This window comes from Streptomyces sp. IBSNAI002 (assembly GCF_052244475.1).
Taxonomy (GTDB): Bacteria; Actinomycetota; Actinomycetes; order Streptomycetales; family Streptomycetaceae; genus Streptomyces.
In genome coordinates this window covers 4,369,004-4,388,836 of the sequence record NZ_JBQPXG010000002.1, presented here as the reverse complement: position 1 = coordinate 4,388,836, position 19,833 = coordinate 4,369,004, and the positions used below count along the sequence as shown (strand labels likewise).

Sequence of the window (19,833 nt, the reverse complement as noted above, 5' to 3'; positions counted from 1 at the left end):
CAATTCCGCCGGGCCCGTTCCCGTTCCCGTTCCCGTGCCGGTGCCGGTGTCAGAGCGCGTGCTGGTACTGCCGGTCCGGATTTCCGGCAAGGGCGTGCACGGTGACGAACTGCGGTTCGATCCGCATGTAGACCGGGTCGAAGACCGCTCCGTCGACGAAATGCGGACCCGGACCGAAAAGCTCCAGTTCCGCGTTGGTCGGTTCGACGATCTGTGCGGTCCCGGTGAACTGGACGGACCACAGCCGCGGGTCTCCGGAATTGAAGTTGTCCGCCCCGTAGGCGACCACGCTCCCGTTGCACGCCTGGTGGTAGCCGAAGCCGGAGTGCATTCTCAGGACCACCTTGCCGTCCACCACGATGTGGCGGGCGAGGGCGAGGAAGGGCAGCGCGCGCATGCTGGTGGCGACCCTGCCGTACGGCACGCGGCGCAGCAGTTCGATGGCGTGGAGCTCCTCTGGGGACATGCAGTCCACTCTCCGACACCGGCAATCGGCCGGAAAGAGGAGGCCGCCCCGATGATCGGGGACGTTGGTCCCGAATGAAACCATGTGCCCCGTGGAATCATGCGACCACGGGGCGTCACCGTGTGTCACCGGTCACCCGGCGCCGGCTACCGTCAGTTGCGCTTCTCGGCCTGCAGGCGGGCCACGTAGGCGGCGGCCTGCGAGCGGCGCTCCATGCCCAGCTTGGAGAGCAGGCTCGACACGTAGTTCTTGATCGTCTTCTCGGCGAGGTGCAGCCGTTCGCCGATGACGCGGTTGGTCAGGCCCTCGCCGATCAGGTCGAGGATCTTCCGCTCCTGCTCGGTGAGGTTCGAGAGGCGGTCGTCCCCCTTTCCGTTCTTGCCGTCGCGCAGCCGCTCCAGCACCCGCGCGGTGGCCACGGGGTCCAGCAGCGACTTGCCCGCCGCCACGTCCCGTACGGCGCTGAGCAGCTCATTGCCGCGGATCGCCTTGAGGACGTAGCCCGAGGCGCCGGCCATGATCGCGTCGAACAGTGCCTCGTCGTCGGCGAACGAGGTCAGCATCAGGCACTTGATGTCCTCGTTCTGGGAGCGCACCTCGCGGCACACCTCTACGCCGCTGCCGTCGGGCAGGCGGACGTCGAGGACGGCGACGTCGGGGCGAGTGGCCGGAATGCGGACCAGGGCGTCGGCGGCCGTACCGGCCTCGCCGACGATCTCGATGTCCTCTTCGACCGACAACAGCTCATGGACACCCCGACGTACCACTTCGTGGTCGTCCAGGAGGAATACCTTGATTTTTCCGTCTTCGCGCACGAAGTCAGTTTCACACACTCACCCCTTCCCTGCCGGAGTTACCCGGGATAACGTGCCGTTGTTCCCGGCCCCTGCAAGGCTGTGACCAGTGGTTGTTCCCGCGCCGGCGGATTTACTTGGAAATCCAAGCAAAATCCCAGGTCAAACGGGGTTTCGCAGATATGCGGCGCACTGGGTAACGTGCATTGCGCAGGGCACTCGCCGGGGCACCTGTCACGCCTGAATCCCGTACACAGCGCGCACCCACCCCGTGCGCGGGTACAGGTTCAGGTGAGCCGCACTGGACCCCGGAGAACCCGGGTGCCGGACCGACGGAGGAGCACACGTGACCGTGGAGAGCACTGCCGCGCGCAAGCCGCGACGCAGCAGCGGCACCAAGCGGGCGGCAGGCGCGGCAAACGCCGCCAAGCCCACCGCTGCCACCGCGCAGACGCAGAACGCCGAACCTCAGCTCGTACAGCTGCTGACGCCAGAAGGGGTCCGGGTCGACGACGCGGACAACGCGGAATTCGCCCCCTTCGTCGCCGACATCACCACCGAGGACCTGCGCGGGTTGTACCGCGACATGGTCATGACCCGCCGCTTCGACGGCGAGGCCACCGCCCTGCAGCGCCAGGGCGAGCTGGGCCTGTGGGCCTCGCTGCTCGGGCAGGAGGCCGCCCAGATCGGCTCCGGCCGCGCCCTGAACGACGAGGACTACGTCTTCCCGACCTACCGCGAGCACGGAGTGGCCTGGTGCCGCGGGGTCGACCCGACCAACCTGCTCGGCATGTTCCGCGGTGTGAACCACGGTGGATGGGACCCCACCACCAACAACTTCCACCTCTACACGATCGTCATCGGCTCGCAGACGCTCCACGCGACCGGCTACGCGATGGGTGTGGCCAAGGACGGCGCGGACTCCGCGGTCATCGCCTACTTCGGCGACGGCGCGTCCAGCCAGGGCGACGTGATGGAGGCCTTCAACTTCTCCGCCGTCTACAACTCGCCCGTGGTGTTCTTCTGCCAGAACAACCAGTGGGCGATCTCCGAGCCGACCGAGCGCCAGATGCGCGTGCCGCTCTACCAGCGCGCGCAGGGCTTCGGCTTCCCGGGCGTCCGTGTCGACGGCAACGACGTCCTCGCCTGCCTCGCGGTCACCCGCTGGGCCCTGGACCGGGCCCGTCGGGGAGAGGGCCCGACCCTGGTCGAGGCGTTCACGTACCGGATGGGCGCGCACACCACCTCCGACGACCCGACCAAGTACCGCCGGGACGAGGAGACCGTGGCCTGGGAGGCCAAGGACCCGATCCTGCGCCTGAAGGCCCACCTGCTGGCCACCGGCGGCGCCGACGAGGCCTTCTTCGAGGGCCTGGAGGCGGAGAGCGAGGCGCTGGGCAAGCGCGTGCGCGAGGTCGTGCGCGCCATGCCCGACCCGGACACCATGGCGATCTTCGAGAACGTCTACGCGGACGGGCACGCGCTCGTCGACGAGGAGCGCGCGCAGTTCGCCGCGTACCTGTCGTCCTTCGAGGGTGGGGAGTGACCACCATGGCCATCGAGAAGATGTCGATCGCGAAGGCGCTCAACGAGTCGCTGCGCAAGGCCCTGGACACGGACCCCAAGGTCCTGATCATGGGTGAGGACGTCGGCAAGCTGGGCGGCGTCTTCCGCATCACCGACGGACTGCAGAAGGACTTCGGCGAAGAGCGGGTCATCGACACCCCGCTCGCCGAGTCGGGCATCGTCGGCACGGCCATCGGCCTCGCGCTGCGCGGCTACCGGCCGGTCGTCGAGATCCAGTTCGACGGGTTCGTCTTCCCGGCCTACGACCAGATCGTCACGCAGCTCGCCAAGATGCACGCGCGCGCCCTGGGCAAGATCAAGATGCCGGTCGTCATCCGTATCCCTTACGCGGGCGGCATCGGCGCGGTCGAGCACCACAGCGAGTCCCCGGAGGCGCTCTTCGCGCACGTGCCGGGCCTCAAGGTGGTCTCGCCGTCGAACGCGAGCGACGCGTACTGGATGCTCCAGCAGGCGATCCTCAGCGACGACCCGGTGATCTTCTTCGAGCCGAAGCGCCGCTACTGGGACAAGGGCGAGGTCGACACCGAGGCCATTCCGTACGAGCTGCACAAGGCGCGCGTGGCCCGCGAGGGCTCCGACCTCACCCTGGCCGCCTACGGTCCGATGGTGAAGGTCTGCCTGGAGGCGGCGGCCGCGGCCGCCGAGGAGGGCAAGTCGGTGGAGGTCGTCGACCTGCGGTCGATGTCCCCGGTCGACTTCGACGGGATCCAGGCCTCGGTGGAGAAGACCCGCCGGCTCGTGGTCGTCCACGAGGCGCCGGTGTTCCTGGGTGTGGGCGCGGAGATCGCGGCCCGCATCACGGAGCGGTGCTTCTACCACCTGGAGGCGCCGGTCCTGCGCGTGGGCGGCTTCCACGCCCCTTATCCGCCGGCCCGCCTGGAGGACGAGTACCTGCCGGGCCTGGACAGGGTGCTCGACGCCGTCGACCGCTCGCTGGCGTTCTGAGGAGCCACGTTCATGACCATCCGCGAATTCAAGATGCCCGATGTGGGCGAGGGCCTCACCGAGGCCGAGATCCTCAAGTGGTACGTCCAGCCCGGTGACACGGTCACCGACGGCCAGGTCGTCTGCGAGGTGGAGACCGCCAAGGCCGCCGTGGAACTGCCGATCCCGTTCGACGGCGTCGTGCACGCCCTCCTCTTCGAGGAGGGCACCACGGTCGACGTCGGCCAGGTGATCATCTCGGTGCAGACCGGCCCGGCCGAGGCCGCCGGGGCCCCGGCCCAGGAGGCGGCCCCGGCCGCCGCCGAGCCGGAGCAGGCGGCCCCCGAGGCGCGCCAGCCCGTCCTGGTCGGCTACGGGGTCTCCACCGCCTCCACCAAGCGCCGCCCGCGCAAGGCTCCGGCGGGCGCGCCCGCGCAGAACGGCACCGCTCCGGCGGCTGCCGCGGCTCCGGTGATCCCCGCCCCGGCGGCCCCGGCGGCTCCGGCCGCCCCGGCCGTGAACGGCAACGGGCACGCGGCCGCTGAGCGCCCGCTGGCCAAGCCGCCGGTGCGCAAGCTCGCCAAGGACCTCGGCATCGACCTGGCCGTCGTCGTCCCCACCGGCGACGGCGGGGTCGTGACCCGGGAGGACGTCCACGCGGCGGCCGCCGCGGCGATCGCCCCGCAGGCCGCGCCGGTCCCGGTGGCGGCGCAGGCCACGGCTCCGGCCGTGACCGCCGCGGTCCCGGCCCCGGCCGTCCAGGCTTCGTCCCGGGAGACCCGTATCCCGGTCAAGGGCGTCCGCAAGGTCACCGCCCAGGCGATGGTCGGCTCCGCCTTCACCGCGCCGCACGTCACCGAGTTCATCACGCTCGACGTGACCCGCACGATGAAGCTGGTCCAGGAGCTCAAGGACGACCCGGACCTGGCGGGACTGCGGATCAACCCGCTGCTCCTCATCGCCAAGGCGGTGCTGATCGCCATCCGCCGCAACCCGGACGTCAACGCGTCCTGGGACGAGGCGGCCCAGGAGATCGTGCTCAAGCACTACGTCAACCTGGGCATCGCGGCGGCCACCCCCCGCGGGCTGATCGTCCCGAACATCAAGGACGCCCACGCCAAGTCGCTCGGCGAGCTGTCGACGTCCCTGTCCGAGCTGGTCGCCACGGCCCGCGAGGGCAAGACCTCCCCGGCCGACATGCAGAACGGCACCATCACCATCACCAACGTCGGCGTCTTCGGCGTCGACACCGGTACGCCGATCCTGAACCCGGGCGAGTCCGCGATCCTCGCGGTCGGCGCGATCAAGCTCCAGCCGTGGGTCCACAAGGGCAAGGTGAAGCCCCGTCAGGTCACCACCCTGGCGCTGTCGTTCGACCACCGGCTCATCGACGGCGAGCTCGGCTCCAAGTTCCTCGCGGACATCGCGGCGGTCCTGGAGCACCCCCGCCGGCTGGTCACCTGGTCGTAGCGGACACGAGCACGAAGCCGGCGGCCGGTCTCCCCGAGGAGGCCGGCCGTCGGCTTCCCGCCCTGCCGGCGTCCGGCGGGGTGGGAAAGCCCTGGTCCGCGCGGTGCACCCCGTGTGATCATCTGCGGATGTTCTTTCGCGCTGCCACCGCAGACCCCGCACAACTGGACCGCGCCGTCGCCCACCCGGCCGACGGCCCCGTCCCCGCACTGACCGCCGAGAAGATCCGTGAGGAGCTCGCCGGAAACCGGATCAGGCCCGAGTGGATCTGGACCGCCGAGGACGAGGGCGGGCGGATCCTGGCCCGCGCCCTGTGGTGGGGCCGGGCCGACAGCGAGCAGCCGATCGCGCTCGACTGCCTCCAGGTGGGAGCCGGGGCGGCCGACCCGGCCGGGGTCGCCGCCGGACTGCTGGACGCCGGCCACGCCGCCTTCGGCGCGCTCCCGGGCTACAACATCTCCCTGCCCCGCGGCTGGCGCGCCGACCCGGAGCTGGCCGCGGCCGTCGCCTGGCGCCAGGAGGCCGCGCACCGGACCGGGCTGACGCGCGAGATCGAGCGCCTGCGCTACGAGTGGACCCCAGCCGCCGGGACGGCGGAGCCCACCGGCCGGCTCGTCTTCCGCGAGGGCACCGACGAGGAGGTGCTCGACGCCTTCGTCCGGCTCTCCCAGGACAGCCTCGACCTGGCCACGCGGCACGAACTGGAGCTGATGGACGCCGAGCAGCTGGCCCGTGAGGACTTCGCCTTCTACCGCGACTGCCCCGGCGAGCGCTCCTGGTGGCGGATCGCCGAGCTCCCGGACGGCACCCTCGCCGGGATGGCCATCCCCTCGGCGACGCCCTACCACCGCAACGTGGGCTACCTGGGCGTCGTACCGGAGCAGCGCGGCCGGGGCCTGATCGACGAGGTCCTGGCCGAGATCACCCGCTTCCACGCCGCCGCGGGCGCCGAGCGCATCACCGCCACCACCGACGCCGTCAACGTCCCGATGGCCGCCGCCTTCGACCGGGCCGGGTACGAGGTGACGGAGATCCGCCTGGTCCTGGAAGGCCCGTCACGCTGAGGGCACGGACCCGGTAGCCTCCCGGCGTGCCGATAGCCGAGTTGCAGGTGTACTCCGTCGAGGAGGCCGACGTCACGGGCGGGGTGTGCGTGGTCCGCTGCGTCGGCGGGGTGGCGCGGGCCGGCCAGGTCTACGCCGTGGGCGAGCTGCGCCTCGGGCTGCGCCGCATCGAGCGGTACGGCCGCACCGTCGGCTCCTTCGACGCCGGACACGTCGCGAAGGTGCACCTCACGGGCGCCGTGGTCGCGCTGCTCAGCCGGGGCCAGGTGCTGACCTCGGTCCCGCCGGACGGGCACTCCCTGGAGGAGCTGGAGGAGTGGCTGGCCACGGGCCCGCCGCTGGGCGACGAGCCCCATCCGCGGGCGCTGCTCGGCCTGGCGGCGGGGTGGATGCGGGACGAGCTGGTGCCGGAGCCCGTCCGGCTGCGGTGGGGCCGGGTGGCGCTGGCCGCGGCCTACCGCTGCGCGCGGGCCGAGGGGACGGACGGGCCGGCCCGCGGGGCCGAGCCGGCGGCCGTACGGGGCTACCTGATCCGGGAGTTCGGACCGGACCGCGGCGGCGACCCGGCGGCCCTGTGCCGGGAGCTGCTCGCGCTGATCGACCTGACCCCGGGGCAGGCGGCCGAGGAGGCCCGCACCTGGCGCGATCTGCCGCGCCCGCGGATCGTGCACCTGCGCACCGTCAAGATCCTGATCGCCCGGATGGCCCTCGTACGCCCGTACCTGACGGACGGCGATCCCGTGGCGGAGGCGGTCGACGCGTGGTCGGCGGTGCGGCCGGGACTGCCGTAGCACCAAAGGACGTGACATCGGCTTTCGGCCAATGGATGATGATCCTCGTCTTCGTGGGTTTGCGTGCGCCCGACTGACGCTGGGGGAAACAGAACATCTACCAGTCGTGCGGCGCCGCGCCCGAGATGGCTTGAAATGACCTCTTCGATGAAGGAAACCCTTCTGGTGCGTCCCACTCGCGCGACGGTCCTGCTGACCGCAGGTCTCGTCACTCTCCTCGGTGTTCCGGCCGGCGCCGCGGCCGCCGCCGAGAACCCGGCCTCCCTCTACGTGAACAACCAGGACGGCTCGAACTGCTCCGACTCCGGAGCAGGTACGAAGGCCGTCCCGTACTGCACGATCGCGGCCGCGGCCAAGGCCGTGCTCCCGGGCCAGACCGTACGGATCAAGCCGGGCAAGGTGTACACCGAGGCCGTCACCATCAACCGCTCCGGCGAGCCGGGCAAACCGATCGGCTTCGTGTCCGACGTGCAGGGGGACGAGAACCCGGCGCTTCTGAGCTCGGGCAAGGGCCCGGTCGTGATCAGCGGTGCCTCCCACGTGGTGCTGCGCGACCTGTACTTCGGCACCGGAATCCGGATCAACGGCTCCCACGACGTGGAGCTGGACCGGGTCCAGACCAGGAGGGTGCCCGGCGCCGCCTCCGTGCGGGTCGGCGAGGGAAGCACGGACGTACGCCTCACCCGCAGCTGGATGGCCGGCGTCCGGATCGACGGCGGTGCCCGGAACACGGTGCTCGGCCGCAACGAGATCTCGGGCGCGACCGTCCCGGCGGTCGCCGCGGTGGACGCACCCGGCACGGTCGTCACCAACAACACGGTCTACGGGTACTGTGCGGCGAGCCTGTCGGTCACCGGGGCCACGACCGGAGCCGCGCTCTTCAACAACGTGATCTGGACCGCGGGCGGCGCCGCCGAGTGCACGGCCGCCGCCGATCCGCGCAACGCCGTCCTGGTGTCCCAGAGCGCCACGCAGGGCATCCGCGCCGACTACAACCTCGTCGTCGGCAACAAGAACGCCGACAACCCGGTGCCCTACAGCTGGTCCGGCACCACGTACAAGGACCTCGCGTCCTTCCGGGCCGCCACCGGCCAGGGCGCGCACGACATCCTCACCCCGACGTCCGACGACGTCCACACGGGGGAGGGCTCCCCCGTCATCGACTCCGCCGACGCCACGGCGCCGGGCGTGCTGCCCACCGACCTGGAGGGCGTCCCGGTCCTGGACGACCCGCTCACGCCCAACACCGGGAAGGACGGCGGTTACCTCGACCGCGGAGCCTACGAGGTCCGCGACCACATGACCGCGGTGTGGATGACGATCGACCAGCCCTGGGCGCCGGTGGGGACCGAGGTGCAGGTCCAGGCGGTCTCCGACAGCCGCTGGCCGACCACGATGAGCTACCGCGTCGACTTCGGCGACGGCTCGCAGCCGGTCGTCACCCGGCAGGGCGACGGCATGAACGGTGTGGCCAAGCACGTCTACGGCAAGCCGGGCGACTACGCCGTGAAGGTGACGGGGGTCAACGCCGAGGGCCGCACGGCCACCACACAGAAGACGGTCAAGGCGACCCCGGCGGGTCCCGGCACGGCCTCCTTCACCGCGTCGCAGGTCCTGCCGCCCGCGGGTGACACGCAGGAGCGCGTCGCTCCGCTGACCTACGTCTTCGACGCCTCGGCGTCGCTGACGCCGTGGCCGGTGGAGAACATGGAGGTGGACTTCGGTGAAGGCTGGTCCTCGAACAACGGGGCCACGACCAGCGTCCGGAACACCTACCAGAAGCCCGGCGACTACAAGGTGACGGTCAAGCTCGTCGACACCAAGGGCGGCACCGTCACGGCCACCCAGACCGTGCGCGTGGACTACGCGCCGTCCGGATACGTGGCCGTCACCCCTTACCGCCTGCAGGACACCCGCGGCTGGGGCGGCCCCCTGAAGGGCGGCGACCCCGCCGTCGTCACCATGCCGCTCGGCCTCACGACGGGGAACTCGACCGCGGCCGGCATGTCCGCGGCGGTCCTCAACGTCACCCTCACCGAGGCCACGCAGGACACGCACCTCAGCTTGTCGCCGACCCGCGAGGAGCGTCCGGCCACGTCGAACGTCAACGTCCGCAAGGGCGGCACCTCGTCGAACACGGTGACCGTCCCCGTCAACGACATCGGCTGGGTGTTCGTGCGGCTCAACTCCGGCCAGGCCCACGTGATCGTGGACTTCGTCGGCTACTACCAGCCCAACGCGGGCGAGCGGTTCAGCCCCGTCACCCCGGCCCGCCTCTCCGACACCCGTACCTCGGGCGGCGCGCTGGGCTCCGGCGCCACCCGTACCGTCAAGGTCGCGGGCGTGGGCGGCATCCCGGCAGACGCCAAGGCCGTCGCGCTGAACCTGACGGGCACCGGGGCGACGTCGGACACGCACGTCATCGCCTACCCGGACCCGGCCAACCGCCCGGCGACCTCGAACCTGAACCCCGAGCCGGGCAAGGACAAGTCCAACCAGGCCATCGTCCCGGTGGGGCCGGACGGGACGATCACCCTCTACAACAACGCCGGTTCCACGCACCTGGTCGTCGACGCGGTCGGCTACTACGGCAAGGACGGCAAGGCCCTGTTCACCCCGGTCCCGGCCAAGCGCCTCGCCGACACCCGAGCCACGGGCAAGGTCGCGCCGGGCGCGACCACGACCGTGGCGGGCCTGCCGGCGGCCGCGATCGGCGCGGTGCTGAACGTGACCGCGACCGACACCACCGGTCCGGGCTTCCTGACCGTCCACGGTTTCGGTACGCCGCGCACGGACGCGAGCAGCCTCAACACGCTGCCCGGCCTGACCGTCCCGAACCACGTCACGACCCCGGTCGGGGACGGCAAGGTCAGCGTCTTCAACAGCTGGGGCGGAAGCAACCACGTGATCGCCGACCTGCTCGGCTACTTCACGCCGGCCTAGCCGTACCGACGGCGCACACACCGGAGCCCCGGCCCCCGCACCCGCGGAGGCCGGGGCTCCGGCCGTGTCCCGGCGCCTCAGCCGTCGGCGCGCGCCGCGTTGCCCAGGACCCTGGTCGGGGTGACGCGGACGACCACGCGGACGGTGTCGGCCGGGGCGTCCCGGTACTCCTTGCCGGCGCCCGGGCCGAGGTACTCCTCCGCGATGCGGACGGCGACCGCGCGGCCGGCGTCCTCGGCGATGGTGGCCGTGCCGCGGATCTCGGCGTAGACGAAGGGGTTGGCCAGGTCGAAGACCGTGAGGCCGACCCGTCCGTCGCGGGCGATGTTGCGCTCCTTGCGGCGGCCCTGCTCGGTGGAGATCAGCAGATCGCCGCCCTCGCGGGACACCCAGACCACGGAACTCTGCGGGCTCCCGTCGGGGTTGATGGTCGACAGGACGGCGGGATGCGGCGCGTCCAGCAGGCCGCGCACGGCCTCGTTCAGCTCAACAGTCATGGGCGTCACGCTAGTTGGCGGTACTCCTTTCCGCTCGCCGACTACACGAAGTCGGGGTGCGACCACGCCGTTCGGTGGTGGCTCAGCGGCCGGTGACCCGGGTCTTCGCCACGGCGGTGTCGTTGCGCCCGTTCGGATCGGGGGTGCCCGGCGCGCGCAGCCCGACCGCCAGGTCGGCACGCGGCGGACCGGCGCCGACCTCCACCCTGCCGACGCGGTCGCCGAAGGCCTCGGTGAACCACATGTTGCCGTCCGGGCCCCGCGGCGATGCCGGAGGGCGAGCTGCCCCCGGGGATCGGGTACTCCGCGATGTCCCCGACCACGGCCCGCGCGGCGCCGGGATCCGCGGCGAGGGCCGGGGCCGCGGCCGCGGGCAGGCCGATCAGGCTGAGGAGCACGGCGGCGGCCACCCGGTACGCCCAGCGGGGGGCGGCTTCGGGACGACCGGGAGGGGGGACCGCACGGGGCGCTTCGGGGCATGGGGACAGACCTCTCGGCCGGGAGGCGGGGGCAGGTCGTGACGGCGATGCGCTCCGGATGATGCCGGGACGCGCCTTCCGCCCGGCGCTGACAGCCGAGGGCATGTCCCCGAGCTCACCGGCACGGGCTAACACCGGGCGCCGCGGGGAGCCCCCCTCGTGCCACCGCGCGACCTCGCCGCCCCCCTTGACGGGGCCCGGGCGCGGGGGGACGCTCCCACGTCGGGGATCCGAACGGGTGCAGCTGGGGGGCCGCCATGCCGGAGGAATCTGTCCAGACCGCGGGGGAGTTGCGGGCACGGCTCGCGGAGCGCGGGGCGCGGTGGTCGGTCCTGGAGCACCTGGCCGACGAGGAGCCCGTGCCGCGGCCCTCGCTCGGCCTGGAGCCCGGGGTGAACCTGACCCCCGCCGAGGCCGTACGGGGCATCGACCTGCGGGCGCTCATCGGACACGAGAGCGGCAATCCGCACCTCAGCCGGCGCCGGGCCGCCCACGGGCTGCTCCCCGGCACGAGGGCGGGCGCGCGGCCCGCCGCCGTCGACTGGCGCAGCCGCTGGGGCCGGTCCTGGATCACCAAGGTGAAGGACCAGAACCCGTGCGGCTCCTGCTGGGCCTTCGGCGCGGCCGGCCTGGTGGAGTCCATGGCCCGCATCGAGCACTGCGTCTGGGCGGAGCGTTCCGAGGGCGATGTCCACGACGGGCTCAGGTTCAGCTGCGGGCAGGGCAGCAACCCCGAGACCGCACTGGACTGGATCAGGGGCAACGGCGGGCTCGCCGACCCGGACTGCTGGCCGTACAGCACCCCGCCCGCGGGGCTGCCCGCCGCCCGGCGCGAGGCCTGGCGCGCCGAGTACACGCCCAGCTGGGACCGTTCGGGCCGGACCGTCCGCATCACCGACTACGTCCGCCTCGGCGACGTCGAGCAGCAGAAGGTCTGGCTGGACACCGTCGGCCCGCTGACCGCCTGCTTCGACGTGTACGACGACTTCTTCGCCCTCGGCGCCGGGGTCTACCACCGCACGGGCGAACGGCTCGCGGGCGGCCACTGCGTGCTGATCGTCGGCTACGACGACGCGGCGGGATGCTGGCTGTTCAAGAACTCCTGGGGCACCGGCTACCACGTCGGCGGCTACGGCCGGATCGCCTACGGCGAGGTCAACATCGACTACTGGGCCAAGTGCGGCCTGCGCGGCACCAACATCGACCCGTGGAGCAAGCGCCGCCTGCACACCGGCAACGTCTACGAGAGCGGCAACGGCCGCGCCCACCGCAACTTCGAGCTGCTCGCGCGGGCCGGCGGCGGGCGCCTCCAGCACTGGTGGCGCGAGGGCGACGCCCCCTTCGCGTGGGCCCGCGCGGGCACCTTCGCGAACGACGCCTCCGGCCCGCCCGCGTTCACCGGCACCACCTACAACCGGAACATGGAGTCCCTGCACGTGACCACCGGCGGCCGGCTGCGCCACTGGTACTACGAGCAGTCCGCCGGCGTCTGGCGCGACGGCGGCGCGTTCGGCCCGGGCGACGCGGCCGTCGGCTCGACCCCGGCCTTCATCCAGAGCGACTACGGCAAGCCGGGCAACTTCGAGGTGGTCGTGCGGACCGCCGACGGCCGGCTGAACCACTGGTGGCGGATCAACGGCGCCCCCTGGACCTGGAACGACGGCGGCCACTTCGCCTCCGGCATCGCCCACTACGGGCCCGCCCTCGTCCAGACCCGCTCCCGCCGCCTCGACCTGGTCGCCGTCCGCGACGACGGCGCGATGCAGCTGTGGTGGCGGGACGACGCGAACGGCTTCGTCTGGCGGGCGGGTGAGGTCTTCGGCGCCGCGGCGGTCTCCGCGCCCTGCCTGATCGAGGCGCAGTACGGGGCCGTGGACGAGGACACCGCCGGGAACTACGAGCTGTGCGTGGCCGTTGCCGGCGGGCGCGTCGAGCACTGGTGGCGGGGCAACGCGAGCGGTTCCGGGTGGAGCCGCGGCGCGGTCTTCGGGCGCGAGGTCCGGGCGGTCACCGGGATGCTCCAGGGCAGTTTCGGGTTCAACCTGGAGGTGATCGTGCTGCGCACCGACCGTCTGCTCCAGCACTACTGGCGGGACGGGGACGGCTGGCACGAGGGCGCGGTGATCGGCCCCGGCTGAGAGGACCTGACGCGCGTGGAGGTACGGAGCGTCGTGCTGAGCCCCGGTGAGACGTACGAGCTGCGGCTGACCGGGCGCGGGGCGCGCGGATACGTGTGGACCTGGCAGGTCACCGGGGACGCGGACGTGGTGGCGGTGTCCGAGGCGCAGGCGCCGCCGGGCGCTGCGGGCGGCCCGGAGGAGGGTCCGGTCCCGGGGGCGGCGGTGGAGCGCGCGTACGCCGTACGGGGCCTCGCCCCGGGCGGCGGCCGGGCCCGGATCCGCTTCGCGCAGATCCGGCCGCCCTACCCGGACCAGGCCCCGTACGACGAGTTCGTCCTGGAGGTGGAGGTGGAGGCGGAGGCGGAGGTCACCTGAGCACGAACCGCTGTACGGACTCCAGCGGCCCCCGGTCGAAGCGGCGCAGCCACAGCCACGACCCGGCGGCCAGGGTCAGCCCGACGCCCGCCCACAGCCCCATCACCCACCAGGGGCCGGTGCCGGCGAGCTCGGCGGCCAGGCCCAGCCCGAAGCCGTAGCAGAGCAGCATGCACAGCAGGTTCTGGGCGACGTAGCAGGTCAGGGCGGTGCGGCCGATGGAGCCGAGGGCGGTGGCGACGGGCCGGGGGACCCACAGCCGGTCCAGGGCGATGCCGATCAGGCCGATGTAGCCGACGGCGAGGAGCGGCGCGGCCCCGTAGCGGCCCAGGAGGAAGAAGGCGTCTCCGCCGAGGGCGGTCGCGGCGTTCAGGGGCAGCCCGAGGCCCAGGCCCCAGGCGGCCATCCGGGCCCGGATGCGGCGGCCTGCGCCGGTGTCGGTGAAGGCACCCGCGCGGTGCAGCCGGACGCCGAGCAGGAAGAGGAAGACGAGCAGGGCGAAGGAGAAGACGGGCTCGATGCGCAGGACGGCCGCGTTCTCCAGCCGGAAGGCGATCTGCTCGCCGTAGCCGCCTCGGGCGTACAGCTCGACGGCGGCCGCGTCCGGCCCCTTCGACGGGCCGCCCGCGGTGCCCAGGACGGCGAGCGTCAGCAGGGCGAGCAGGGCCAGGTGCACGGCGGCGGCCGTCCACATGGCGCGCCGGCGGACCTTCTCGGAGCGGGCGAGCAGCCAGGCGACGAGGAGGGCGGTGACGGCGTACCCCATCAGCACGTCCCAGGCGAAGACGAGCGCGAAGTGCACGGTGCCCTCGACGAAGAGGAACGCGGCGCGCCGCGGGTAGCGGCCGGGCCAGGGCCGGCCGCGGCGGACGGCGGAGTCGTACTGGATGGCCAGGCCGACCCCGAACAGGACCGTCAGCAGGGCCAGGAACTTGCCGTCCGCCAGGAAGCGGAAGACGCTCTCGGCGATGTTCGCGGCCGTGGGGTGGGCGACCGGATCCGGGGTGCCCAGCCCGCCCTGGAGCACGCCCCACTCGGAGCCGGGCGAGGCGAAGATCCACACGTTGGTCATGAGCGTGCCGAGGATGGCGGCGCCGCGCAGGACGTCGAGGAGGGGGAGCCGGGCGGAGGTACGGCTCACCGGGACGGTGGTCAGGGTGTCGGCCATGGATCCAGCGTCCCCGGCGCGCGCGGCCCCGTACGTCGTGCCGGCGGACGAACCCGGGCTACATCCTTCGATGCAGTCTCGGATGCCGAGACGCGACAAGGCTGTACACGTCATGTATCTATGCTGTGCGCATGCCAGCACCAGCTCCCGCGGCGCCCGCCGCCGACCGCGTCTACCGGCACGTCAAACAGGGCGTCCTCGACCGCCGGTACGAGGGCGGCACGCTCCTCACCGAGGGCGAGGTCGCCGAGGCCGTCGGCGTCTCCCGCACGCCGGTGCGCGAGGCGCTGCTGCGCCTGGAGACCGAGGGGCTGATCCGGCTCTATCCCAAGAAGGGCGCGCTGGTCCTGCCCGTGTCGGCGCAGGAGATCGCGGACGTGGTCGAAACCAGGCTGCTGGTCGAGGAGTTCACCGTACGGCGGGCCGTCCCCGCCCCGGCCGCGCTCCTCGAGCGGCTGGAGGAGCTGCTGCGCGCGCAGCAGCTGCAAGCGGACAGCGGGGACCTGGCGGCCTTCGCGGCCCTGGACCGCTGCTTCCACGCCGAGATCGTCCGGCACGCCGGCAACCAGATCCTCTCCCGCCTCTACGACCAGCTGCGCGACCGGCAGCTGCGGATGGGCGTCGCGGTGATGCACGCCCACCCGGACCGGGTCGCCCGGAACCTCGCCGAGCACCGCGAGGTCCTGGCGGCGCTGCGGGCCGGTGACGCCGACCGTGCGGCGGCCTGCGTACGGGCGCACCTGGGCCGGGTCGGCACCCTGATGCGCGGGGACGCCCGGTGAGCGCCCTCGACCCGCCCGGCGGGCGGAAGGCCGTCGCCGTCTGGTCCATCGGCGTCGCCGTCTACTTCGTGGCGGTGATCTTCCGTACCAGCCTGGGCGTGGCCGGACTCGACGCCGCCGACCGCTTCCACGTCAACGCCTCGGCACTGGCGACCTTCTCGCTGCTCCAGCTGCTGGTGTACGCGGGGATGCAGATACCCGTGGGGCTGATGGTGGACCGGCTCGGCACCAAGCGGGTGCTGACGCTCGGAGCCGTCCTGTTCACCGCCGGACAGCTCGGCTTCGCGCTGTCCCCCTCGTACGAGATGGCGCTGGCCGCCCGGGCCCTGCTCGGCTGCGGCGACGCCATGACCTTCATCTCCGTGCTGCGGCTCGGCACCCGGTGGTTTCCGGCCCGGCGCGGGCCGCTGATGGCCCAGCTGGCCGGGCTGGTCGGCATGGCGGGGAACCTCGTCTCCACGCTGGTCCTGGCGCCCGTGCTGCACGGGGTCGGCTGGGTGCCGGCCTTCGCGGGGAGCGCGGTGACGGGGCTCGTCGTCCTGGTCCCGCTGGTGCTGTTCCTGCGCGACCACCCCGAGGGGCACGCGGCGCCGCCGGTCGCCCGGGGCGAGGGCGGGGGCTTCGTACGCCGCCAGATCCGCGACTCCTGGAGCGAACCGGGTACGAGGCTGGGCCTGTGGGTGCACTTCACCACGCAGTTCCCGGCGATGGTGTTCCTGCTGCTGTGGGGCATGCCCTTCCTGGTCGAGGCGCAGGGCCTGTCCCGGACCACCGCGGGCGGCCTGCTCACGCTGGTGGTCGCCTCCAACATGGCGCTGGGCCTGGTCTACGGCCAGGTCGTCGGCCGCCGCCAGTCCGCGCGGATCCCGCTGGCCCTGGGCACGGTGGGTGTGACCGCGCTGCTCTGGGCCGCGGTCCTCGTCTACCCGGGCGACCGGGCCCCGATGTGGCTGCTGATCACCCTGTGCCTGGTGCTGGGCTCCTGCGGACCGGCGTCGATGATCGGCTTCGATTTCGCCCGCCCGGCCAACCCGGCGGACCGTCAGGGCACCGCCTCCGGAATCACCAACATGGGCGGTTTCATCGCCTCGATGACCACCCTGCTGGCCGTGGGCGTCCTCCTGGACGCCACCGGCGACAACTACCGCATCGCGTTCTCCACGGTGTTCGCGGTGGAGGCGCTCGGCCTCACCCAGATCCTGCGGCTGCGCGGCCGGGCCCTGTCCCGCGAAGCCGCCGGCGCCCGCGCCGTGACCGCCACCCCGCGGGCCCCGCAACCGGACCGGGCCGCTCGGGCGTGTCCCCTTCCGGAGCCGTCGGGGCGCAGGGCACCGTAGGTCGGCCGCCCGCGGCCGCGGGCACCGCACATGACGCATCACGCATCACGCACCGCACACCGTGGACCGTGTACTGCCAGAGGGGGATCTGCCGGAATGTGGACGAGTGTGTCCGCCGAAGCCGTGCCGGCGGCCGACCGGTTCGAGTGGTTCAACGACCTCGTCGCCTCCGCCCTGATACCGACGGCCATCAGGGTCGAGCGGGACGTCGACTTCCGGGCCGAGGCGGCGATGCTGGACCTCGGCGCCGTCCAGGTGTCCGCCTTCGCGCACTCGCCGCTGAGCTCGCGCCGCACGCCCGCCCTGATCCGCCGCGGGGACCCGGAGCAGTACCAGCTGGCGCTGATCACCGGCGGCCGGTGGTGGATGTCCCACCAGGGCGGCGACGAGGAGATCGACGTCGGCGACATGATCCTCTGGGACACCTCGCGCCCCCAGGAGACCGTCGCCCACCCCGGGGACGGCCAGAACCGGTCGGTCATCCTGCACCTGCCGAAGGACGCCCTGCCCCTGCGGTCCGGCAGGGTCGACCGGCTGCTCGGCCGGCGCATCGCCGCGGACAGCGGCATGGCGGCCGTCCTGGCCCGGTTCATCGCCTCGCTCGGCGCACACGGCGCCCAGTGCGAGCCGCAGGAGCTGCGCCGGCTGGGTTCGGTGGCCGTGGATCTGGCAGCGGCCTGCCTCGCCCACCGCCTCGACGCGTACGGGGAGCTCCCCGCCGAGGCCCGCGCACGGGCCCTGCGCGAGCGGATCGACGCGTTCGTCGAGCACAACCTCGGCGATCCGGCCCTCACCCCGGGGCTGATCGCCGCCGCGCACGGCATCTCCGTACGGAGCCTGCACGCGCTGCTGCGCGAGCGGGGCGAGAGCATCTCCGCCGCCGTCCGGCGCCGCCGCCTGGAGCGCGCCCGCGCCGACCTGGCCCGCCCGGAGCTGGCCGGCCGGCCCGTCCACGAGATCGCCGCCCGGTGGAGCTTCACCAACGCCCCCGCCTTCAGCCGCGCCTTCCGCACGGCGTACGGGCTCAGCCCCACCGATTTCCGGCGGGCGGCCGCGCACGGGACCGGCGGCGCGGTGCACTGAGACCTGCGCCCCGGGCGGGGCGGACCCCCGTCCCACCCCGCCCGGACGCGCTGGGCGAGGTCGACACTACGGACGGGCGACGGCGGGCCGTGTGCCGTGCGCGCAGGATCCGTTGATCTTGAGCGCGGTCACGGCCACGGCGCCTACGGCGTCACGGCGAACCCGGCCAGGATGGCCTCGGCCAGCTCCGCGTCGCCCTCCACCTTCACCCGGTCGGCGACGGAGTGCGCCCGGACCCGGCCCGCGGCGAGTCGTACGTACGTCTCCCAGTCCAGCGTGAGCGTCACGGCCGGGCCCAGCGACGGGGCCTTGTCCACCGTCCCCCGCCCGTCCGCGTCCACCCGTACCGTCCGCATGAACTCCACTGCACCGTGCACGTCGATGACCACCGCGGAGTTCGCCGGTGCCCCCGCCCGCTTCGCGACCACCTTCGGCAGCCCGGCGAGCAGCAGGTCCCGTGCCACGTACGCGCCCGGCGAGTCCCAGTTCCCCGGCGCGCCCAGCGCCGCCCGCAGGTCCTGCTCGTGGACCCACACGTCGAACGCCCGCAGCCGCAGCGCCCGCTCCAGCGTCACCTGGTCGCCCAGCGGCCCCCGCACCATCGTGTCCGGATCCCGCTTCTCGTTGCGCAGCTGCCGCGACCGCCGGATGACGGTGTACTCGAGCTCCGAGGTCATCTCCGGCGCGGTGTGGTGGCGCCGCACGTCGACCTGCACCTCCATGTACCGGCTGAACTCGTCCACCACGTGCCGCAGGTCGCGGGCCACGGTGTGGATCGGCCGCGGGTCTCCGAGCTGCTCGCATTCGATGCCGATGATGTGTGACACGACGTCACGGACCGACCAGCCCGGGCACGGCGTCGCCCGGTTCCACTCGCCCTCCGCCAACGGAAGGACCAGCTCGGATATCGCCTCGATGGAGTGCGTCCACGCGTCGGCATAGGGCTGAAGGCTGGGATGGACGGTCAACGGGACCCCTCGCGGTGCTGTTCAGTGGCGCGTTCTGGAAGCTCTGGACGTCAGACTCGGTTTCCAAAACTACGCTGCCGGTGAGCACCCCGGCAGTGCTTTCGTGTGACGATCGTAGGCCCGAGTTGACGGCCGGAAGGCCAGGACGGTGGTAATGTGCGCGCCTCCCTGATTCAAATCGCAGTGAACGAGGGCGAGTCGGTGGATTCCCGGCGCGCCCGCGTGGCCGAACTCGTACGGGAACAGGCCGGCGCCGACCTCGTCGTCCTGCCCGAACTGTGGACGGTCGGGGCCTTCGCCTACGAACTGTTCGAGACCGAGGCGGAACCGCTCGACGGCCCCACCTACGCGGCCATGTCCGCGGCCGCCCGCGACGCCGGGGTCTGGCTGCACGCGGGCTCGGTCGTGGAGCGGGCCGGCGACGGCTCGCTGTACAACACCACCCTCGTGCTCTCCCCGGAGGGCGAGCTGGCCGCCACCTACCGGAAGATCCACCGCTTCGGCTTCGACCAGGGCGAAGCCGTGCTGATGGCGCCCGGCGAGTCGCTGACCACGGTGGAGCTGCCGGAACAGACCCTCGGCATCGCCACCTGCTACGACCTGCGCTTCCCCGAACTGTTCCGCGGCCTGGTCGACGCCGGGGCCACCGCGATGGTCGTCGCCGCCGGCTGGCCCGCACGGCGCCGCTCGCACTGGACGCTGCTGAGCCGGGCGCGGGCCGTGGAGGACCAGTCGTACGTCCTCGCGTGCGGGCTGGCCGGCACCCACGCGGGCGTCGAACAGGCCGGACACAGTCTGGTGGTGGACCCCTGGGGCGAGGTGCTGGCCGAGGCGGGCCCCGGCGAGGACGTCCTCACCGTCGAGCTCGACCCGGCCAAGGTCGCCGACACCCGCGCCCGGTTCCCGGCCCTCAAGGACCGCGTCCTGGGCCTGCGCCCCCCGGCCGGCCACTGACCGCGGACCGCCACCCCCGCCACCCTCCCCG

The 19,833-nt window shown here is 72.7% G+C and carries 18 protein-coding genes; 12 read left to right on the top strand and 6 right to left on the bottom strand.

Annotated elements, in window-relative coordinates:
- Window positions 1–49 precede the first annotated feature (49 nt).
- Window positions 50–466, bottom strand: a complete 417-nt coding sequence (locus tag ACTVZO_RS21175; RefSeq protein WP_443299887.1) for a pyridoxamine 5'-phosphate oxidase family protein — start codon at window positions 464–466, stop codon at window positions 50–52.
- 152 nt (window positions 467–618) lie between these two features.
- Window positions 619–1,281 carry a response regulator gene (locus ACTVZO_RS21170; protein WP_384215185.1) on the bottom strand — a complete coding sequence of 221 codons (663 nt, stop codon included), beginning with the start codon at window positions 1,279–1,281 and terminating at the stop codon, window positions 619–621.
- A 325-nt stretch (window positions 1,282–1,606) separates the two neighbouring features.
- Here ACTVZO_RS21170 and pdhA point away from each other — a divergent pair, with 325 nt between their 5' ends.
- The 6 genes from pdhA (at window position 1,607) to ACTVZO_RS21140 (ending at window position 10,039) form a co-directional block, all read left to right on the top strand.
- Entirely contained in the window at window positions 1,607–2,806 is a 1,200-nt protein-coding gene (gene pdhA, locus ACTVZO_RS21165) for a pyruvate dehydrogenase (acetyl-transferring) E1 component subunit alpha (RefSeq protein ID WP_443299886.1), read from the top strand.
- A 5-nt stretch (window positions 2,807–2,811) separates the two neighbouring features.
- Window positions 2,812–3,792, top strand: coding sequence for an alpha-ketoacid dehydrogenase subunit beta (locus ACTVZO_RS21160; RefSeq protein WP_443299885.1), 981 nt, complete (start codon window positions 2,812–2,814; stop codon window positions 3,790–3,792).
- 12 nt (window positions 3,793–3,804) lie between these two features.
- Complete coding sequence (locus ACTVZO_RS21155; RefSeq protein WP_443299884.1) at window positions 3,805–5,241, top strand: dihydrolipoamide acetyltransferase family protein; 1,437 nt, start codon at window positions 3,805–3,807, stop codon at window positions 5,239–5,241.
- A 128-nt stretch (window positions 5,242–5,369) separates the two neighbouring features.
- Complete coding sequence (locus ACTVZO_RS21150) at window positions 5,370–6,305, top strand: GNAT family N-acetyltransferase (protein WP_443299883.1); 936 nt, start codon at window positions 5,370–5,372, stop codon at window positions 6,303–6,305.
- A gap of 26 nt (window positions 6,306–6,331) precedes the next feature.
- Window positions 6,332–7,096 carry a hypothetical protein gene (locus ACTVZO_RS21145; RefSeq protein WP_443299882.1) on the top strand — a complete coding sequence of 255 codons (765 nt, stop codon included), beginning with the start codon at window positions 6,332–6,334 and terminating at the stop codon, window positions 7,094–7,096.
- Window positions 7,097–7,261: 165 nt separating this feature from the next.
- Window positions 7,262–10,039 (top strand): PKD domain-containing protein, encoded by a 2,778-nt coding sequence (locus ACTVZO_RS21140; RefSeq protein WP_443299881.1) that lies wholly within the window; start codon window positions 7,262–7,264, stop codon window positions 10,037–10,039.
- A gap of 77 nt (window positions 10,040–10,116) precedes the next feature.
- Here ACTVZO_RS21140 and ACTVZO_RS21135 read toward each other — a convergent pair whose 3' ends face one another.
- The gene (locus tag ACTVZO_RS21135) at window positions 10,117–10,536 is read right to left on the bottom strand and encodes a PPOX class F420-dependent oxidoreductase (RefSeq protein WP_443299880.1); all 420 of its coding nucleotides are present in this window, start codon (window positions 10,534–10,536) and stop codon (window positions 10,117–10,119) included.
- An 82-nt stretch (window positions 10,537–10,618) separates the two neighbouring features.
- Complete coding sequence (locus ACTVZO_RS21130) at window positions 10,619–10,780, bottom strand: hypothetical protein (RefSeq protein ID WP_443299879.1); 162 nt, start codon at window positions 10,778–10,780, stop codon at window positions 10,619–10,621.
- A gap of 492 nt (window positions 10,781–11,272) precedes the next feature.
- On the opposite strand from ACTVZO_RS21130, the gene ACTVZO_RS21125 reads away from it, so the two are divergent.
- Window positions 11,273–13,153, top strand: a complete 1,881-nt coding sequence (locus tag ACTVZO_RS21125; protein WP_443299878.1) for a C1 family peptidase — start codon at window positions 11,273–11,275, stop codon at window positions 13,151–13,153.
- Window positions 13,154–13,168: 15 nt separating this feature from the next.
- The gene (locus ACTVZO_RS21120; RefSeq protein WP_443299877.1) at window positions 13,169–13,510 is read left to right on the top strand and encodes a protease inhibitor I42 family protein; all 342 of its coding nucleotides are present in this window, start codon (window positions 13,169–13,171) and stop codon (window positions 13,508–13,510) included.
- On the opposite strand, the gene ACTVZO_RS21115 is transcribed toward ACTVZO_RS21120, so the two are convergent.
- Complete coding sequence (locus tag ACTVZO_RS21115) at window positions 13,503–14,678, bottom strand: DUF418 domain-containing protein (RefSeq protein ID WP_443299876.1); 1,176 nt, start codon at window positions 14,676–14,678, stop codon at window positions 13,503–13,505. The two genes, ACTVZO_RS21120 and ACTVZO_RS21115, sit on opposite strands and share 8 nt — an antisense overlap.
- A gap of 131 nt (window positions 14,679–14,809) precedes the next feature.
- Between ACTVZO_RS21115 and ACTVZO_RS21110 the strand changes: the two genes are divergently transcribed.
- From ACTVZO_RS21110 to ACTVZO_RS21100, 3 genes are all read left to right on the top strand, one after another.
- The gene (locus ACTVZO_RS21110) at window positions 14,810–15,460 is read left to right on the top strand and encodes a GntR family transcriptional regulator (RefSeq protein WP_443299875.1); all 651 of its coding nucleotides are present in this window, start codon (window positions 14,810–14,812) and stop codon (window positions 15,458–15,460) included.
- Complete coding sequence (locus tag ACTVZO_RS21105; protein ID WP_443299874.1) at window positions 15,457–16,797, top strand: MFS transporter; 1,341 nt, start codon at window positions 15,457–15,459, stop codon at window positions 16,795–16,797. The genes ACTVZO_RS21110 and ACTVZO_RS21105 overlap by 4 nt, the downstream gene beginning before the upstream one ends.
- 96 nt (window positions 16,798–16,893) lie before the next feature.
- A complete protein-coding gene (locus ACTVZO_RS21100) occupies window positions 16,894–17,880 on the top strand; it encodes an AraC-like ligand-binding domain-containing protein (protein ID WP_443299873.1) in 987 nt (328 codons plus the stop codon).
- Window positions 17,881–18,023: 143 nt separating this feature from the next.
- Here ACTVZO_RS21100 and ACTVZO_RS21095 read toward each other — a convergent pair whose 3' ends face one another.
- The gene (locus ACTVZO_RS21095) at window positions 18,024–18,848 is read right to left on the bottom strand and encodes a maleylpyruvate isomerase family mycothiol-dependent enzyme (protein WP_443299872.1); all 825 of its coding nucleotides are present in this window, start codon (window positions 18,846–18,848) and stop codon (window positions 18,024–18,026) included.
- Window positions 18,849–19,004: 156 nt separating this feature from the next.
- Between ACTVZO_RS21095 and ACTVZO_RS21090 the strand changes: the two genes are divergently transcribed.
- On the top strand, window positions 19,005–19,802 hold the full coding sequence (locus tag ACTVZO_RS21090; RefSeq protein ID WP_443299871.1) for a carbon-nitrogen family hydrolase: 798 nt from the start codon (window positions 19,005–19,007) through the stop codon (window positions 19,800–19,802).
- The last annotated feature ends 31 nt before the right edge of the window (window positions 19,803–19,833 follow it).

Excerpts from the sequence above, each read along its gene's own strand:
- ACTVZO_RS21175 (WP_443299887.1), bottom strand. The coding sequence starts at position 466 with ATGTCCCCAGAGGAGCTCCACGCCATCGAACTGCTGCGCCGCGTGCCG.
- ACTVZO_RS21160 (WP_443299885.1), top strand. The coding sequence starts at position 2,812 with ATGGCCATCGAGAAGATGTCGATCGCGAAGGCGCTCAACGAGTCGCTG.
- ACTVZO_RS21155 (WP_443299884.1), top strand. The coding sequence starts at position 3,805 with ATGACCATCCGCGAATTCAAGATGCCCGATGTGGGCGAGGGCCTCACC.
- ACTVZO_RS21150 (WP_443299883.1), top strand. The coding sequence starts at position 5,370 with ATGTTCTTTCGCGCTGCCACCGCAGACCCCGCACAACTGGACCGCGCC.
- ACTVZO_RS21135 (WP_443299880.1), bottom strand. The coding sequence starts at position 10,536 with ATGACTGTTGAGCTGAACGAGGCCGTGCGCGGCCTGCTGGACGCGCCG.
- ACTVZO_RS21130 (WP_443299879.1), bottom strand. The coding sequence starts at position 10,780 with ATGTGGTTCACCGAGGCCTTCGGCGACCGCGTCGGCAGGGTGGAGGTC.
- ACTVZO_RS21125 (WP_443299878.1), top strand. The coding sequence starts at position 11,273 with ATGCCGGAGGAATCTGTCCAGACCGCGGGGGAGTTGCGGGCACGGCTC.
- ACTVZO_RS21115 (WP_443299876.1), bottom strand. The coding sequence starts at position 14,678 with ATGGCCGACACCCTGACCACCGTCCCGGTGAGCCGTACCTCCGCCCGG.
- ACTVZO_RS21110 (WP_443299875.1), top strand. The coding sequence starts at position 14,810 with ATGCCAGCACCAGCTCCCGCGGCGCCCGCCGCCGACCGCGTCTACCGG.
- ACTVZO_RS21100 (WP_443299873.1), top strand. The coding sequence starts at position 16,894 with ATGTGGACGAGTGTGTCCGCCGAAGCCGTGCCGGCGGCCGACCGGTTC.